Annotated in this window: 12 protein-coding genes and 1 pseudogene; 9 read left to right on the plus strand and 4 right to left on the minus strand. The window is 72.3% G+C overall.

Going from position 1 to position 16,287, the window contains the following annotated elements; genetic code table 11:
• Positions 1-87 precede the first annotated feature (87 nt).
• Positions 88-2,496 (minus strand): bifunctional SulP family inorganic anion transporter/carbonic anhydrase, encoded by a 2,409-nt coding sequence (locus ACZ48Z_RS37755; RefSeq protein WP_468740426.1) that lies wholly within the window; start codon positions 2,494-2,496, stop codon positions 88-90.
• 300 nt (positions 2,497-2,796) lie between these two features.
• Here ACZ48Z_RS37755 and ACZ48Z_RS37760 point away from each other — a divergent pair, with 300 nt between their 5' ends.
• Positions 2,797-4,068, plus strand: coding sequence for a polysaccharide deacetylase family protein (locus ACZ48Z_RS37760; protein WP_468740427.1), 1,272 nt, complete (start codon positions 2,797-2,799; stop codon positions 4,066-4,068).
• Between the two features lie 3 nt (positions 4,069-4,071).
• Here the strand turns inward: ACZ48Z_RS37760 and ACZ48Z_RS37765 are convergent, their stop codons facing one another.
• Complete coding sequence (locus ACZ48Z_RS37765) at positions 4,072-5,058, minus strand: ATP-binding protein (RefSeq protein ID WP_468740428.1); 987 nt, start codon at positions 5,056-5,058, stop codon at positions 4,072-4,074.
• Between the two features lie 101 nt (positions 5,059-5,159).
• On the opposite strand from ACZ48Z_RS37765, the gene ACZ48Z_RS37770 reads away from it, so the two are divergent.
• Positions 5,160-5,984 carry an oxidoreductase gene (locus ACZ48Z_RS37770; protein WP_468740429.1) on the plus strand — a complete coding sequence of 275 codons (825 nt, stop codon included), beginning with the start codon at positions 5,160-5,162 and terminating at the stop codon, positions 5,982-5,984.
• A 336-nt stretch (positions 5,985-6,320) separates the two neighbouring features.
• Here the strand turns inward: ACZ48Z_RS37770 and ACZ48Z_RS37775 are convergent, their stop codons facing one another.
• Positions 6,321-7,154: an HAD family hydrolase gene (locus ACZ48Z_RS37775; protein WP_468740430.1), complete on the minus strand. Its 834-nt coding sequence runs from the start codon at positions 7,152-7,154 to the stop codon at positions 6,321-6,323.
• Between the two features lie 599 nt (positions 7,155-7,753).
• Between ACZ48Z_RS37775 and ssd the strand changes: the two genes are divergently transcribed.
• From ssd to ACZ48Z_RS37810, 7 genes and pseudogenes are all read left to right on the plus strand, one after another.
• A complete protein-coding gene (ssd, locus tag ACZ48Z_RS37780) occupies positions 7,754-8,866 on the plus strand; it encodes a septum site-determining protein Ssd (protein ID WP_468740431.1) in 1,113 nt (370 codons plus the stop codon).
• A 299-nt stretch (positions 8,867-9,165) separates the two neighbouring features.
• Positions 9,166-10,401, plus strand: coding sequence for a TadA family conjugal transfer-associated ATPase (locus ACZ48Z_RS37785; RefSeq protein ID WP_468740531.1), 1,236 nt, complete (start codon positions 9,166-9,168; stop codon positions 10,399-10,401).
• 86 nt (positions 10,402-10,487) lie between these two features.
• On the plus strand, positions 10,488-11,513 hold the full coding sequence (locus tag ACZ48Z_RS37790; protein ID WP_468740432.1) for a type II secretion system F family protein: 1,026 nt from the start codon (positions 10,488-10,490) through the stop codon (positions 11,511-11,513).
• Positions 11,510-12,298, plus strand: a complete 789-nt coding sequence (locus ACZ48Z_RS37795) for a type II secretion system F family protein (RefSeq protein ID WP_468740433.1) — start codon at positions 11,510-11,512, stop codon at positions 12,296-12,298. Before ACZ48Z_RS37790 ends, ACZ48Z_RS37795 begins: the two co-directional genes overlap by 4 nt.
• Positions 12,299-12,373: 75 nt before the next feature.
• On the plus strand, positions 12,374-12,595 hold the full coding sequence (locus tag ACZ48Z_RS37800) for a DUF4244 domain-containing protein (protein ID WP_468740434.1): 222 nt from the start codon (positions 12,374-12,376) through the stop codon (positions 12,593-12,595).
• A complete protein-coding gene (locus ACZ48Z_RS37805; RefSeq protein WP_468740435.1) occupies positions 12,582-12,953 on the plus strand; it encodes a TadE family type IV pilus minor pilin in 372 nt (123 codons plus the stop codon). The genes ACZ48Z_RS37800 and ACZ48Z_RS37805 overlap by 14 nt, the downstream gene beginning before the upstream one ends.
• Positions 12,950-13,636, plus strand: a pseudogene (locus ACZ48Z_RS37810) (Rv3654c family TadE-like protein); the annotation flags it as partial. The gene ACZ48Z_RS37805 and the pseudogene ACZ48Z_RS37810, both read left to right, overlap by 4 nt.
• Before the next feature lie 40 nt (positions 13,637-13,676).
• Here ACZ48Z_RS37810 and ACZ48Z_RS37815 read toward each other — a convergent pair.
• Complete coding sequence (locus ACZ48Z_RS37815; RefSeq protein ID WP_468740436.1) at positions 13,677-16,250, minus strand: DEAD/DEAH box helicase; 2,574 nt, start codon at positions 16,248-16,250, stop codon at positions 13,677-13,679.
• Positions 16,251-16,287: the final 37 nt, after the last annotated feature.

The following is a 16,287-nucleotide window of genomic DNA, read 5'->3' on the forward strand; positions in this document are numbered from 1 at the left end:
CCGCCTCCCCCTCCCCCCCCCCCCCCCCCCCCACCCCCCCCGGGCCGTCCCCCCCCCCCCCGCCCCCCCCCCCCCCCACCGCGAGGTTCACACCGGGAGGTCGGTCGCCGCCTCCACATGGTCGAACTGCCCGTCCCCACCCGCCCCGCTGAGCAGGTACGCCTGCGCCTCACCCACGTGGAAGTACATCCCGTGCAGCTCCAGCGCCCCTTCGCGCAGGGCCCGGGCGACCGAGTCATGGGCGCTGAGGTGCTCCAGCTGCTCCACCACGTTGGTCAGGCAGAGCTGCTCGACCGCGTCGGCGGGGGCCCTTCCGGCGAGCCTCGCCCAGGGGCGGCTGTCGTCGGCCATCCGCTCCAGGCTCGGCAGCCCGTGCCGCAGCCACCGCTTCAGCGGGGTCTGGGCGCCGCCCGGCTCGGAGTTGAGCAGCGCCTGCATGGCGCCGCAGCCGGAGTGACCGCACACGGTGATGGACCGTACCTTCAGGACGTCCACCGCGTACTCGATCGCGGCCGCCACCGAGTCGTCCCCGCTCTCCTCGCCGGGCAGCGGAACGAGGTTGCCCACGTTGCGCACCACGAAGAGGTCGCCCGGACCACTGGAGGTGATCATCGAGGTGACCAGCCGTGAGTCGGCGCAGGTGAGGAAGAGCTGCGACGGCTGCTGGCCCTCGCGCGCCAGCCGGGCCAGCTCGCCCCGCACGATCGGTGCGGTGTTGCGCTGGAACGCGCTGATGCCACGGGCCAGTTCACGTCCGCTCGACTCACGGGGCGCGCTCGGACCGGGTGCTGTACCGGGCTCACCGGGCGCCTCGGCCCGTGCTGCGGCGGGCGCGCTCGGGCGCTCGCACTGGTGGTTGCGCCAGGCCGTCCAGGGACGGCAGCGGCAGTCGGCGGAATCGGACGGCTCGGCGATCCGGGTGCCCGGTCTGCGGCCGGTCAGCTCGACCGAGCCGCCCTGCGCGGTGTGCGTCTTCTGCCAGTCGTGGAGCGACTCGTACGCCGCGTGGTCCATGAACGACCCGTCCAACTCCACGACCGCGTCGGCCCCTTGAGGGACGAGATGCAGGGCCCTGCTGAGCCGGGGCACCGCGAGGAACGTCAACTGGCCTCGTACGTGTACGTGATGGACTCCCTCTCTCTCGTCGTGCGTGATGCGGGTGCGGGTGAGGCGGTGCAGGGCGACGGCGACGGCGACGGCGATCCCCAGCGTGACGCCCTCCAGGACGCCGAGGAGGACCACGCCCAGGGTGGTGACGGCGTAGACCAGCACTTCTCGGTGGCGGGTCACCGTGCGGATGTGGTGCAGGGACACCATCTGGATGCCGACGGCCATCACCAGGGCGGCGAGCGAGGCGAGCGGGATGAACTCCAGGACCGGGACCATCAGCAGCGCGGCGATCACTACGAGAACGCCGTGCAGCATCGTGGAGTTCCGGCTGACGGCACCCGCCTGGACATTCGCCGAACTCCGCACCGCCACACCGGCGACCGGCAGTCCGCCGAGCGTGCCGGAGACGATGTTGGCGGCACCCTGTCCCAGCAACTCGCGGTCCAGTTGGGAGCGGCCGACACGGGCGCTGCGGCCGGTGCCGGGGCCGGCGGCGAGCAGATCGGGGCGGCCCGCGACCAGCTTGTCCACGGCGACCGCGCCGAGCAGCGACTGCACGCTGCACACCAGCGTGGTGGTGAGCACGGCGGCGACGAGGCCCAGCACAGGGCCCTCGGGCAGTCCTGCCAGGGCGTGGCTGCTCCAGGACGGCAGGTCGACCCTGGGCAGGGTCAGCCCGGCGAGCGAGGCGGCAACGGTCGCTCCGCCGACGGCGACGAGGGCGGCCGGGATCCTGCGCAGCAGACGGCCGGCCCGGCCGGGGATGCGCGGCCAGAGGAAGAGCAGCACCAGGGTCAGGACGCTGGCCGACACCGCGGACGGCTGGACGCGTGCCAACTGGGCGGGCAGAGCGCGGAGGTTGTCGAGGACGGCACTGTGCGGGGTGCCGCCGAGGACGATGTGCAGCTGGGCGACGGCGATGGTGACGCCGATGCCGGCGAGCATGCCGTGCACGATCGCGGGGCTGACGGCGAGCGCGGTGCGGGCCACGCGCAGGCAGCCGAGGCAGAGTTGGACCACTCCGGCCAGAACGGTGATGGCGCAGGTCGTCCGCCAGCCGTAGCGGTGGATCAGGTCGGCGGTGACCACGGTTAGTCCGGCGGCGGGACCGCTGACCTGGAGCGGGGAGCCGCCGAGCCGGCCGGCGACGATCCCTCCGACGGCGGCGGCCACGAGGCCGGCCTGGAGGGGCGCGCCGGTGGCGAGGGCGATGCCGAGGGACAGGGGCAGGGCGATCAGGAAGACCGCGATCGAGGCCGACACGTCGGCGCCCGCGATGCGGAAGCGGCGGGGCGGTGTCGGCGGCGGGCTGTGGGGTCGGTGGGTGCGCCTCGTAGGGTCCGAGTCGCTCGGGTCGGTGGCGCGGGTGGGGACGCAGGCTGACATGTTTTCCCGTCTCCTCCGGGGCAGCGCGGTCGCGGAACAGGTGGTCCCCCGTCGGTGACGGAGGGTCGGGTCGCGGCCGTGGGTCACGGCGTGCAGCGGCGGGATGAATCAACGCTCGGTAAATGGATCGTAATGCAGAGTAAAGGCCAGGCATAGACTTTCCGGTCAAATGGTCTAACGAATCACCTGTATGTGTGAAGTGGCAATTTCATCGGCTTGTCGTATTAATTCATTCTCGGTCCCATGCGAACTTGGCGGCGCTGTCGTTGGCCCCGAGAGAAGGAAGAAGGTGGGCGGAACATGGCCGCCACCCAGAGGATTGCTGCGGGAGTCGTGGTCGCCGCGGTCTGTGCCGCCTCACTGGCCGGTTGCGCGACCGACGCCTCAAAGGGAGGGGCAGCCGGTCCGCAGAAGGCGAAGCCGGCCCAGGCACCCCCCAAGCGCGTGGTCCGCCTGATCGGCGACGGCTCCACCTCGTACACCGGAGCCCAGCCGCACCTGCCCAGAGCCGAGCGCCTGAAGCCCGGTCAGAAGCCCCCGCAGTTCGTGGTGTTCTCCTGGGACGGCGCGGGCGAGGACAGCCAGAAGCTGTTCTCCCACTTCCGCGAGGTCGCCAAGGCGAACCACACGACGATGACGTACTTCCTCAGCGGCGTGTACATGCTGCCGGAGGACAAGCGCGACGAGTACAAGCCGCCGCAGCACTCTCCGGGCCGCTCCGACATCGGCTTCAACGACGAGCAGGGCATCGCCGACACCGTCAAGCAGCTGCGCCTCGCGTGGCTGGAGGGCAACGAGATCGGCACCCACTTCAACGGCCACTTCTGCGGCAGCGGCGGCGGGGTCGGGCAGTGGTCGGTCGAGGAGTGGAAGGACGAGATCGCCCAGGCGAAGAAGTTCGTGAAGTCCTGGAAGACCAACACCGGGATGAAGAAGGCCTCCCCGCTGCCCTTCGACTACGACAAGGAGCTCATCGGCGCCCGCACACCCTGCCTGGAAGGCCAGAAGAACTTCATGAGGGCCGCGAGCGAGCTCGGCTTCCGCTATGACACCAGCGGCGTCAACGAGCAGCTCTGGCCGAAGAAGAAGCAGGGCCTGTGGGACCTGTCGATGCAGCTCGTGCCCTTTCCCGGGCACTCCTACGAGCAGCTCACCATGGACTACAACTTCATGGTCAACCAGTCCGGCACCAGGACCCAGGGCGACCCGAACAAGTACGAGTTCTGGGGCGACCAGATGCGCGACGGCCTGCTCAAGGGCTTCCACCGGGCCTACGACGGCAACCGCGCGCCCCTGATCATCGGCAACCACTTCGAGTCCTGGAACGGCGGCACCTACATGCGGGCCGTCAAGGAGACCATCGAGCGGGTGTGCAACAAGCCCGACGTGCGCTGTGTCTCCTTCCGGCAGCTCTCCGACTGGCTGGACGCCCAGGACCCGAAGACCCTGCAGAAGCTGAGCACCCTGGGGGTCGGCGAGGCGCCGAAGCAGGGCTGGCCGGCCTTCCTGTCCGGCAGCCCCGCCCCGGCACCGAAGGGCGTACCGGGGGCACCGGCGGCCAGGAAGCAGTAACCGTCAGACGGTCGCTGCCGTCACCGCGCCCTCGCCGAGCATGAACGAGGGGTCGATCTGCGCCGCCAGGTCGGCCCCTGTGCGCTCGTTGCCCCAGGACTCGGCGTTCTTCAGATGGAAGTGCACCATCTGCCGGGTGTAGCGCTCCCAGTCCCGCAGGTCGTATGTCGCGTCGACAGCCGTCCGCAACCGGTGCAGGGCGCGGCGGTTGACGTCCTCCAGGAGTGCGAACCGGGGTGGCCTGCCCTTCTCCAGCGCGCGCACCCAGTCGGAGTGCCCGAGCGTCACCAGCAGGTCGTCCCCGACCTCGGCGCGGAGGAAGTCGAGGTCGTCCTGACCCTGCACCTTGTTGCCGACGACTTGCAGGGTGACCCCGAAGTCCCGGGCGTACTCCTTGTACTGGCGATAGACGGAGATCCCCTTCCGGGTCGGCTCGACGACGAGGAACGTGATGTCGAAGCGGGTGAACATGCCGGAGGCGAAGGAGTCGGAGCCCGCCGTCATGTCCACCACGACGTACTCACCCCGCCCGTCCACCAGGTGGTTCAGGCACAGCTCCACCGCTCCGGTCTTGGAGTGGTAGCAGGCGACCCCCAGGTCGGCGTCCGTGAAGGGGCCGGTGACCATCAAACGGACCACGTCGCCGTCGAGTTCCACCGGGCGGGCGCAGGCGTCGTACACCGGGTTGTCCTCGCACACCCGCAGCAGCCGCGAGCCCTCGCCGGGCGGAGTGGTCTTGATCATCTCCGCGGCGGACGCGATCCGCGGGTTGCTGCCGCGCAGGTACTCCTTGATCAGCGGCAGCCGGTCGCCCAGGGCGGGCAGTGCGACCGCCTCCGCGTCGTCCAGACCGAGCGCCGGTCCCAGATGCTGGTTGATGTCGGCGTCCACGGCGATCACCGGTGCCCCGGTGGTCGCGAGGTGGCGGATGAACAGGGAGGACAGGGTGGTCTTGCCGCTGCCGCCCTTCCCGACGAAAGCAATTTTCATGTTCACGAAGCGTAGTCGTGACATGGCTGTACGTGTCAGGTGTGCGTGAAGAAGACCACTCCATCGAGGGGTGTGGGGCTGGAATGCGTAATCTCGTACTCATGAGTACGACAGGCGCGACCGCCGATCCGCTCGCGGCCCTGGGCTCGCTGCCCGGCGTGGCCGAGTCCGTGGAGTCCGTGCGCAAGTCCGTGGACCGGGTCTACGGACACCGGGTCATGCGGCGCCGCAGCAACGAGATCACCTCCGAGGCGGCCCTGCGCGGCGCCCGCGGCTCAGCCGCGCTGTCCGGTGCGGACTGGGCCCTCGAAGAGGTGCGCCGGCGTTCGGACTTCGGTGTCGACGACGAGGCGCGGGTCATGGGTGCGGCCCTGAGGCTGACCGCCGAGGCAGGCCAACTGCTGTCCATCTGGCGGCAGTCGCCCCTGCGCGTGCTGGCCCGGCTGCACCTGGTGGCCGCGGCCACCGACGGGGAGGAGATCGGGCGTCCGCGCCAGGCGGGCGAGGCGGTCCAGGAGCCGCTCATCGAGCTGTCACTGCCGGGCGCGGCAGAGGTCTCGGGCCGGCTGGAGGGTCTGTCCGAGCTGATCATCGCGGGCGGCTCCGCCCCCGCCCTGGTCACCGCCGCCGTCGTACAGGGAGAACTGCTCGCCCTCAGGCCCTTCGTCTCGTACAACGGCCTGGTCGCGCGCGCGGCGGCGCGGATCGTCCTGGTCGGCAGCGGTCTCGACCCGAAGTCGGTCTGCCCGGCGGAGGTCGGTCACGCCGAACTGGGCCGCGCGGCCTATCTGGAGGCGCTCGACGGATACGTCTCGGGCACCCCCGAGGGCATGGCCGCCTGGATCGCCCACTGCGGCAGGGCGATCGAACTGGGGGCCCGTGAGTCGACGGCGGTGTGCGAGGCGCTCCAGCGCGGGGCGGCCTAAAAGGCCCCGGAACAGGGTTGCGGCGGTACGAGGATTCGTACCGCCGCTGGCATGTTCACCTGGTTACCAAGCGTCCTCGATATATTGCCCATCAGGTCGGGAACTCTGCCCGTCACCTGGTGCGGCTGGCCCGTAATCGACGGGTCGACGTCGCGTGGGTGCCTGGTGTTCATGCTCGGTCCGTGGGGCCAAATGCGTTTTTAAGGTGATCCTTTCGGATGTCCTTGGTCTCGCGGGCCGTTAACCCCTTTGTACTCCTGGACCGGAGCAAGCGGAACCCCTGGCAGCGCTTCTTTACTTTTATCCGCAAATGCACGCCAAGTGGTCCGAACCGCCTCAGGCCACCGGTGACCGGCGCCGATTCGCGTACCAGACAAGGCCCGCAGTGGCCGCCGCGGCTCCTATCGCGGCGACCGCGACGAGCGCCGGGCGGGGCGGTACGGCGAATCCGGGCAGCCGCTGCTTGAGCCGGACCGGCCGGTGGAAATCGAGAATCGGCCACCCGCGCGCGAAGGCCTCACGGCGCAGTGCCCGGTCGGGATTGACCGCGTGCGGGTGGCCCACGGCCCTCAGCATCGGCAGGTCGGTCGCCGAGTCGCTGTAGGCGTAACAGCGCTCCAGGTCGTACCCCTCGGACGCCGCCAGCTCCTTGACCGCCTCGGCCTTCGTCGGGCCGTACGCGTAGTACTCCACCTCGCCCGTGTAGCAGCCGTCCTCGCCCACGACCATGCGGGTGGCCACCACCCGGTCCGCGCCGAGGAGTTCGCCGATCGGCTCGACCACTTCGGCGCCGGACGTGGAGACGATGACCACGTCGCGTCCGGCGGTGTGGTGCTCCTCGATGAGGGAGGCGGCCTCGTCGTAGATGATCGGGTCGATCAGGTCATGGAGCGTCTCGGCAACGATCTCCTTGACCTGCTGGACGTTCCAGCCGCGCACGAGCGCGGAGAGGTACTCGCGGGTGCGCTCCATCTGGTCGTGATCCATACCGCCGACGAGGAAGACGAACTGGGCATAGGCGGTCCGCAAGGCGGCCCTGCGGTTGATCAGGCCGCCTTGGTAGAACGACTTGCCGAACGTGAGCGTGCTCGACTTCGCAATGACCGTCTTGTCCAGGTCAAAGAAGGCGGCTGTGCGGGGCATCGAGTGGTTATCCACGACCCCGAGCATAGGCGCAGCCCATTCGGCGTAAGGTGAGGCGCGTGGGTTTGCCTGAGAGGGCTCTCGGGTACACCATGGAAGTCACGGATCGTTCGCGACCGTGCTAACGCGGTCCGGCTCCTCCCCCCCCGAGTCGGCCGTGAAGGCGACCCCCACTCTCCCCCCCGGTGGGGGTCGTCGCATGTCCGGGTGGGTTTTTCCTCATGAGCATGCGGTCCTCGGACCGCTTCGAGGCGGCTTCGGCCGCCTCTTTCGCATGTCCATGATTCGTCACCGTGCGTAGCTGGAGCGCTGCTCTGTGGAGGTTGTACACAGGCGGCGCGGGGCTCACCGGTATGGGTGATGGCGATATTCACAGCCGCTGAGTTGTCCACAGTTATCGACCAAGATCCACATGATTTCCGGGATCCCTGCACCGTGATTCCCACGCATCCCGCTCGGGCCGACTTCATGGCCGGTTCCGGTTAGCCGGGTGTGTTTGGCCGGTTCGTATCGGCCGCTCATATGGAGACCGCTTGCCGGTTCTTCACATGTTTGGGAATCGCGGGGCCTCAGGGGCCGCGTGGGAGAAGCGACGCGCGGGTTCTCGCGCGTCGCGGTGAAGGGGGATGAGGACCGTGGCCGCAGCCGTCACACACGATCTGCCGCCCGCCGCCGGAGGGCGGCAGGGACAGCCGTTGATCGTCACGGAGGACGAGGATCTGCTGGACGACCTGCTGCGCCTGTGCGCGGCGGCCGGGGCGAAACCCGAGGTCCATCACGGAGTGCCGGAGCGCAGAGGCAGTTGGGAGGCCGCCCCGCTCGTCCTGGTCGGCGACGACGCCGCCCGGCGCGTCCGCGGGACCGCCCGTCGGCGCGGGGTGGTGCTCGTGGGCCGGGACCAGGACGACTCCGGGGTGTGGAAACGGGCTGTCGAGATCGGCGCCGACCATGTCCTCGTGCTCCCCGACGGCGAGCAGTGGCTGGTCGACCGCATCGCCGACGTCGCCGAGGGCGTCGGCCGGCCCGCCCTCACCGTCGGTGTCATCGGCGGCCGGGGCGGGGCCGGAGCCTCCACGCTCGCGTGTGCCCTCGCCGTCACCTCCGCGCGTGAAGGCCTGCGCACACTCCTCGTGGACGCGGATCCACTGGGCGGCGGACTCGACGTACTCCTCGGCGGCGAGGGCACCGAGGGGCTGCGCTGGCCCGCGTTCGCCGCCTCGCGCGGGCGGGTCGGAGGCGGCGCCCTGGAGGAGTCGCTGCCGCGGCTGCACTCGCTGCGGGTGCTGAGCTGGGACCGCGGCGACCGCATCGCCGTCCCGCCGCAGGCCGTACGCGCGGTGCTCGCCGCGGCCCGGCGCCGGGGCGGCACTGTCGTCGTCGACCTGCCGCGCCGCCTCGACGACGGCGTCGCCGAGGCGCTCGCCCAGCTCGACCTCGGCATCCTCGTGGTCCCCGCAGAACTGCGCGCCATCGCCGCGGCCGGCCGGGTGGCCTCCGCCGTCGGCATGGTCCTGCGGGACCTGCGGGTGGCCGTACGGGGCCCGTACGCACCCGGCCTCGACGACCGCGAGGTGGCCCGGCTGCTGGGACTGCCGCTGCTGGGCGAGGTGCCGGTCGAGTCGGCGCTGCAGCGGCCGCAGGGGAGCGAGGCGCCGCCGGGAGCGGCTGTCCGGGGGCCGCTGGCCCGCTTCTGCAAGGAGTTCTGGGAGCGGGCGTTGACGGAGGCGGGGGTGGCATGAGCGGCGCATTCGAAGGCGGGTGGACGAGCGCGGGGCCGGAAGGCTCGGTGGTCGGGCGGCGACGGGCGGAGAGGTCGTCGGCGGACAGGGCTGTCGAACGGCGGTGTGCCGGGGAGCCCTCTGGCCGGGCTGTCGAGCCGGTGCGGGCGGGTGGCTCGGTTGCCGCTGTCGCTCGGTGGCGGGCGAGTGAGTCCGTCGGCGGTGTCGTCGGGCGGTGGCCGGCCGGTGAGGGTGAGGGCGCGGACCTCGGATGGGCGCGGGCCGATGAACCGCTGACCGAAGCCACCGCGTGGCAGGCGGTGGGGGGCGGGAACGCGGGCCGGACGGATGTTTCCGCGGCGGGCTCGGCGGCGGGCGTGGACACGGCTGCCGGGCTGCTGGACGGCGTACGGCAGTGGCTGGCCGAGAGCGGGGCCGAACCGACACCCGCGCGGGTGGCGCAGGCCCTGCGGGAGCAGGGGCGGGTGCTCGGGGACGCCGAAGTGCTCGGCGCGGCGGAGCGGTTGCGGTCCGAACTGGTCGGCAGCGGCCCCCTGGAGCCGTTGCTCGCCGACCCGTCGGTGACGGACGTCCTGGTGTCGGCCCCGGACCGGGTCTGGGTGGACCGGGGTGGCGGACTCGAACTGACCGCCGTCTCCTTCCCGGACGCGGCCGCCGTACGACGACTCGCGCAGCGGCTCGCCGCGGTGGCCGGGCGGCGCCTCGACGACGCACGGCCCTGGGTGGACGCCCGGCTGCCGGACGGGACGCGGTTGCACGCGGTGCTTCCCCCGGTCGCCGTCGGCTGTGCCTGTCTGGCGCTGAGGGTCGTACGCCCGCGTGCGTTCACGCTGGACGAGCTGGTCGCGGCCGGCACGGTACCGCCGGGCGGAGACCGGGTCCTGCGGGCGCTGCTCGACGCGCGGCTGTCCTTCCTCATCAGCGGCGGGACCGGCACCGGCAAGACGACCTTGCTGAGCGCGCTGCTGGGGCTCGTGGGGCCGGGTGAGCGCATCGTGCTTGCGGAGGACTCGGCGGAGCTCAAGCCGGACCATCCACACGTCGTACGGCTGGAGACCAGACCCGCCAACCAGGAGGGCGCCGGGCTCGTCACGCTCGAGGACCTGGTGCGGCAGGCACTGCGGATGCGGCCGGACCGGCTGGTCGTGGGCGAGGTCCGCGGGCCTGAAGTGGTCCATTTGCTGGCCGCGTTGAACACCGGCCATGAAGGCGGCTGCGGAACCGTGCACGCCAACGCGGCGGCCGATGTCCCGGCCCGCCTTGAGGCGCTGGGGACGGCCGCCGGGCTCGACAGGGCCGCGCTGCACAGCCAGTTGGCGGCCGCGCTGTCGGTCGTGCTGCACCTCGTGCGCGACCGGACCGGGCGGCGGCGGATCGCTGAGGTGCGCGTACTGGAGCGGGACTCCTCGGGCCTGGTGCGGACGGTGCCGGCGCTGCGGTGGGGCGCGGAGGCGTTCGCGTACGAGCGTGGGTGGGAGCGGTTGCGGGAGCTGCTCGGGGGCGCGATGCGAGGGCTGGAGGGGCTGGGCGCGTGACTGCGGGACGACGGCGCGGACCGGGCCGTCGGGGAGCTGCTGAGGGCCGATGACGGCCCGGACGGTGAGAGGGCGTGGTGATCGGGATGAGTGAGATGTCGGTGGGGTCGATGGGGGTGGCCGTGGGGTGCCTCGGAGCGGCCGTGTGGCTGTCGGGTGGCCGCCGTTCCGGGGTGCGGCGGGCGCAGGCGCTGTTCGGGGGCGATGGGGTGGCGGGGGTGGGGCCACCGCCGTGGCAGCAACTGCTGGCGGAACTGCGGCGGGTTCGTGGACGACTGGGATTCGAGTGGTGGGCGGCGGTCGGCGGCCTGGTGCTCGGCGTGCTGGGCGCTTCGGTGTTGCCGGTCCTCGCAGGGGCGGCCGGGGTGCCGTTGCTGCGGCGGGTGCGGCTGGCCCGGGAGTCGCGTCGAGTACGGGAGCGGCGTACGGACGCGGTGATCACGCTGTGCGCGGCGGTCGCCGGAGAGGTGCGGGCCGGGCGGCAGCCGGGGGAGGCGCTGGTGTGGGCCGTGCGGGACTTCGAGGGGGCGGCGGTTGGCGGAGCGGGGTCGGGCGGGCCCGGGCCTGGAGCGTCGGCGCCTGGAGCCGGTGAGGTCGGGGGGTGGCGCCTCGGGAGGCCGGGGGCGGGTGGGCGGTGGTCGCGCGGGCTGCGGGCCGGCCTCGGGGAGCCGGAGTCGGGTGGGCTCGGAGATGCGCAGGCGGTCGTGCTGGCAGCGGCCCGGTTCGGCGGGGATGTTCCGGGGGCGCTTGCGGCCGGGGCTCGGCGGCCGGGAGCTGAAGGGCTGTTGGGGCTTGCCGCGTGCTGGCGGGTGGCTGTGCACCAGGGCGCGGGCCTCGCGGCCGGGCTGGACCGGCTCGAAGGGGCGTTGCGGGCCGAGCGGGATCAACGCGCGGATCTGCGTGCTCAGTTGGCCGGAGCGAGGTCCACGGCATGGATGCTCGCCGCCTTGCCGGCCCTGGGGCTGGGCCTGGGTGCAGCCCTCGGCGCCGACCCCCTGCACGTTCTGCTGCACACCGGGAGCGGGCTGGGCTGTCTCCTGGTCGGCGGTCTGCTGGAGGGCGTCGGGATGTGGTGGGCGATGCGGATCGTGCGGGGAGCTGAGGCGGCGTGAGCGCGGAAGTTGTCCACAGGCTGGGGGTGGTCGTGGGGATCGCGATGGTCGTCGCCTGGCTCGCCCGATGGGTCGCCGCGGTACGGCGGGAGCTGAGGTTGCGGCGGCGGCTGGGTGAGCTGTTGGCTGCCGTGCAGGCCACGGCCGAGGGTCCGCGGACCGAGGGGCGGGAACTCCTGCGGCGCTGGCTGCCCGTGGCCGGGGCCGGGTGCGCCGGGTGGGTTCTGGTCGGCGGAGTCCCCGGTGTGGTGGTCGGGCTGGTCGTCGCGGCGGGCCTGTGGCGGTGGCGGCTCCGGCAGGCGGCCGGCGTGGGTGTCCAGGAGGCCGACCTGCGTGAGGCGGCCCGCCAACTCCCGCTCGCCGCAGATCTGCTGGCCGCGTGTATCGCGGCGGGCGCCGGCCCGGTGATCGCGGCACAGGCCGTCGGCGAGGCACTGGGCGGGCCTGTGGGAGAGGGACTCGCGCGCGGGGCGGCGGAGGTACGGCTGGGCAGTGAGCCGGGCGAAGCCTGGCGAAGGCTCGCCACGACCCCGGGCGCCGAACCACTTGCGCGGCTGCTGACACGCGCCGACGTGACCGGGGCGCCCGCGGCCGGACCGGTCGCCGGGCTCGCGGCGGACGCCCGCGCCGACTGGGGACGTGCCGCGACGGCACGGGCACGTCGAGCGGCAGTACTGGTCACCGCGCCGGTGGGGCTGTGTTTTCTGCCCGCGTTCATCGCCGTCGGCGTACTGCCGATCGTGATCGGACTCGCGGGCGGAGTGCTGGGAGGAGGTGGGCGATGACGGACGACGGCCGGTGAACCGGCCCATCAGCAGGCAGACAGGTAATCAACGGGACTGATCCTCACGGGGGTTGAGATGTGCAAGACGGTATGGGCGCGGATGCGTGCCCTGGTGTGCAGGACGATGTGCGGGGCGCGGTCGGTGCGCGAGGACGCGGGGATGGTCACCTCGGAGTACGCGATGGGGATCGTCGCGGCGGTGGCGTTCGCGGTGGTGCTCTACAAGGTGGTGACGAGCGGGGCCGTCAGTGCGGAGCTCCAGGCCATCGTGAAGCGGGCGCTCGATGCGAAGGCGTGAACGGGCGGCGGACCAGGGGTTCGTGACGGCGGAGTCGGCCATGGTGCTGCCCGTGCTGGTGATGTTCGCGATGGCGCTGGTGTGGGGGCTGCTCGTGGTGGCCGCACAGATCCAGTGCGTGGACGCCGCCCGGGCAGGTGCTCGGGCGGCGGCCCGTCAGGACCCCGCCGACGCGGTCGTCCAGGTGGCCCGGGACACGGCCCCGCGCGATGCGCAGGTCGCGGTCACCCGCGAGGGCGACCGGGTCCGTGTGGTGGTCGTGGCGAAACCTCCCGCACTGCACGGCCTGCCCTTCGAAGTGCGGGAGGAGGCCGTGGCGTTGGCGGAGGAGACGGTGACGGTGGAGGCAGGGGGATGAGTGGCGAGGCGGCGAGGGGTGGTGCCTCGGGGCACGGGGTGGTCCCTGCGCGGAACGGAGCAGGTGCAGGTGCAGGTGCGTCTGCCACCGCTCGGTTCGCCGACGGTGGTCGGGCCGACGGCCGGGTGCTCGTCCGATCTGCCGACGGTGGTCGGGCCGACGGTCGGGTGCTCGTTCGATCTGCCGACGGTGGTCGGGCCGACGGCCGGGTGCTCGTCCGATCTGCCGACGGTCGTCGGGTCGACGGTCGGGTGCTCGTCCGGTCTGCCGACGGTGGTCGGGCCGACGGCCGTCACGCGTTGGTCCGGTTCCGCGGCGACCGGCTCGCCGAGATCCGTGCCGTTCTCGCCGGCTTCGCCGTTGCCTGCCTCGACAAGGGCCGTCGCGCTGTCGCCCGGTTCGTCGGCTCCCACGCCGCCGCTGGCCGGGCTGACCGCGGGTCCGCCACCGTCTGGAGTGTCGGAGCCATCGCGGTGTTGTGCGTGGTGTTCGGGGGTGTGCTGGCGCTGGGGCAGGCTGTCGTCGTACGGCACCGGGCGGCAGGCGGCGCGGATCTCGCGGCGCTGGCAGCGGCGGATCACTGGTCCGACGGTCCCGGGGCGGCCTGCGCCCGGGCGGAGGGGGTGGCGAGGGCCCAGGGCGCGCGGCTCGTGCGGTGCTCGGTGGTCGGGGAGATCTCGGACGTGACGGCGGCTTCCGGGAGAGGGCCGTTCACGGCGGAGATCAGGGCACGCGCGGGGCCCGCGGGGCCGGTCCCGCCGGGGGTTCCGCTTCCACCTGGCCCGGACGGGGCGCCGATGCCCTCGCCCCCGGCACCCCAGGCACCCCCGCCTCCGCACTCGCCCCCTCGGCCGGCGCTCCCCGCAGCAGCACCGTGAGCAATCGCACCGCGCCGCGTTTGTGCAGCGGGTCGTTCCCGTTGCCGCACTTGGGGGACTGGATGCAGGACGGGCAGCCGGCGTCACACTCGCAGGCGGCGATGGCCTCACGGGTGGCGGTGAGCCAGGCGCGGGCGGTGTGGAAGGCGCGCTCCGCGAAGCCCGCGCCGCCCGGGTGGCCGTCGTAGACGAAGACCGTGGGCAGCAGCGTGTCGGGGTGGAGCGGGACCGACACGCCGCCGATGTCCCAGCGGTCGCAGGTCGCGAAGAGGGGCAGCAGGCCGATCGAGGCGTGTTCGGCGGCGTGCAGGGCGCCGCCGAGGATCTCCGGGTTGATCCGGGCCTCGTCGAGCTGGTCCTCGGTGACCGTCCACCACACGGCGCGGGTGCGCAGCGTACGAGGAGGGAGGTCGAGTTTCGTCTCGCCGAGCACTTCACCGGTCATCAGACGTCTGCGGAGGAAGGAGACCACCTGGTTGGTGACCTCGACGGAGCCGTAGCACAGGCGGCCGTCGCCCCAGGGGATCTCGGTGTCCGTCTCCAGGACGGTGATGGAGGTGGTGTCGCGGGCGACCGTCGAGTAGGACGGGTTCGCTTCTTCGACCAGGGCGACCGAGTCCTCCAGGTCCAACGACCGCACCAGGTACGTGCGGCCCTGGTGGAGGTGGACCGCGCCCTCGTGGACGGTGGTGTGGGCGGCTCCCGCGTCGACCGTGCCGAGGAGGCGGCCCGTGCCGGACTCGACGATCTGGATCGGCGGGCCGCCCTCTCCGCGGATGTCGGTGAGGTCGGCGGCCCGTTCCCGCCGGGTCCAGTGCCAGGCCTTGGTGCGGCGGCGCAGGAGCTTCGCGGACTCCAGCTGGGGCAGCAGCTCCTCGCACGCCGGGCCGAACAGCTCCATGTCCTCGTCCGTCAAGGGCAGTTCGGCCGCGGCGGTGCACAGGTGCGGGGCGAGGACGTACGGGTTGTCGGGGTCGAGGACCGTGGACTCCACGGGCTGGTCGAAGAGGGCCTCGGGATGGTGGACGAGGAAGGTGTCCAGGGGGTCGTCGCGGGCGACCAGGACCGCCAGCGCCCCCTGGCCGGATCGTCCGGCCCGGCCCGCCTGCTGCCACAGGGAGGCGCGGGTGCCGGGGTAACCGCAGATCAGTACGGCGTCCAGCCCGGAGACGTCGATGCCGAGTTCCAGGGCGGTGGTGGCGGCGAGGCCCAGCAACTCTCCCGAATGGAGCGCCTGTTCCAGGGCGCGGCGCTCCTCGGGAAGGTAGCCGCCGCGGTATGCCGCCACGCGCCGGGCGAGGGAGCGGTCGACCTCGGCCAGCCGTTCCTGGGCGATCACCGCGATCAGTTCGGCGCCGCGCCGGGAACGGACGAAGGCGACCGAGCGCACGCCCTGCACGGCGAGGTCGGTCAGCAGGTCGGCCGTCTCGGCGGTGGCCGTACGGCGGACCGGCGCGCCCTTCTCGCCCTGCATCTCGGTGAGCGGGGGCTCCCAGAGAGCGAACACCAGTTCCCCTCGCGGGGAGGCGTCGTCGGCGACCTCGACCACCGGGAGGCCGGTGAGGCGGCGGGCGGCGACCGACGGTTCGGCGGCGGTCGCGGAGGCGAGCAGGAAGACGGGAGAGGCGCCGTAGCGGGCGCACAGGCGGCGCAGCCGGCGCAGCACCTGGGCGACGTGGGAGCCGAAGACGCCCCGGTAGGTGTGACATTCGTCGATGACGACGTACTTCAGTGCCTTCAGGAAGGAGGACCAGCGCGGGTGGGACGGGAGTATCCCGCGGTGCAGCATGTCCGGGTTGGTGAGCACGTAGTTGGCGTACTGGCGGACCCACTCGCGTTCCTCGAACGGCGTGTCGCCGTCGTAGACGGCGGGGCGCACCGAATTGGCCAGCGGTTGTGAAAGTTCCTTCACCGAGCGGCACTGGTCTGCCGCCAGCGCTTTCGTGGGCGCCAGGTACAGCGTGGTGGCGCCGCGCCCGTTGGGAGCTTCCGAGCCGTCCAGCAGGGTGGAGAGGACCGGCACGAGGTAGGCCAGCGACTTGCCGGAGGCGGTGCCGGTGGCGACGACGACCGACTCGCCGTCCAGGGCGTGCTCCGCCGCGCGTGCCTGGTGGGCCCAGGGGTGTTCGATACCGCAGGCCTGGACGGCCGCGATGACCTCCGGACGGATCCGGTCGGGCCAGACGGCATGGCGGCCCTCACGTGGGGGCAAGTGCTCCGTATGAGTGATGCGCGCAGCCCGGCCCGGCCCCGCGGCGAGCCGGCCGAGGACCGTGCTCGGTGCGGGGCGGGAACCGGGGTCCGTCGAGGGTCGATCGGATCGGAGATTCTTGGCCATCGGCACCGAGTGTGTCACTGGCGTGACGGACAATGGGACCAAGGCGTCGTGCACGCCTGCCGGTAAGTGATTGAATGCCATCGCGGCTGGCGAACCGTCCCGGGGGCTCTGCCGAGGT

The organism is Streptomyces sp. NPDC031225, from assembly GCF_055570355.1.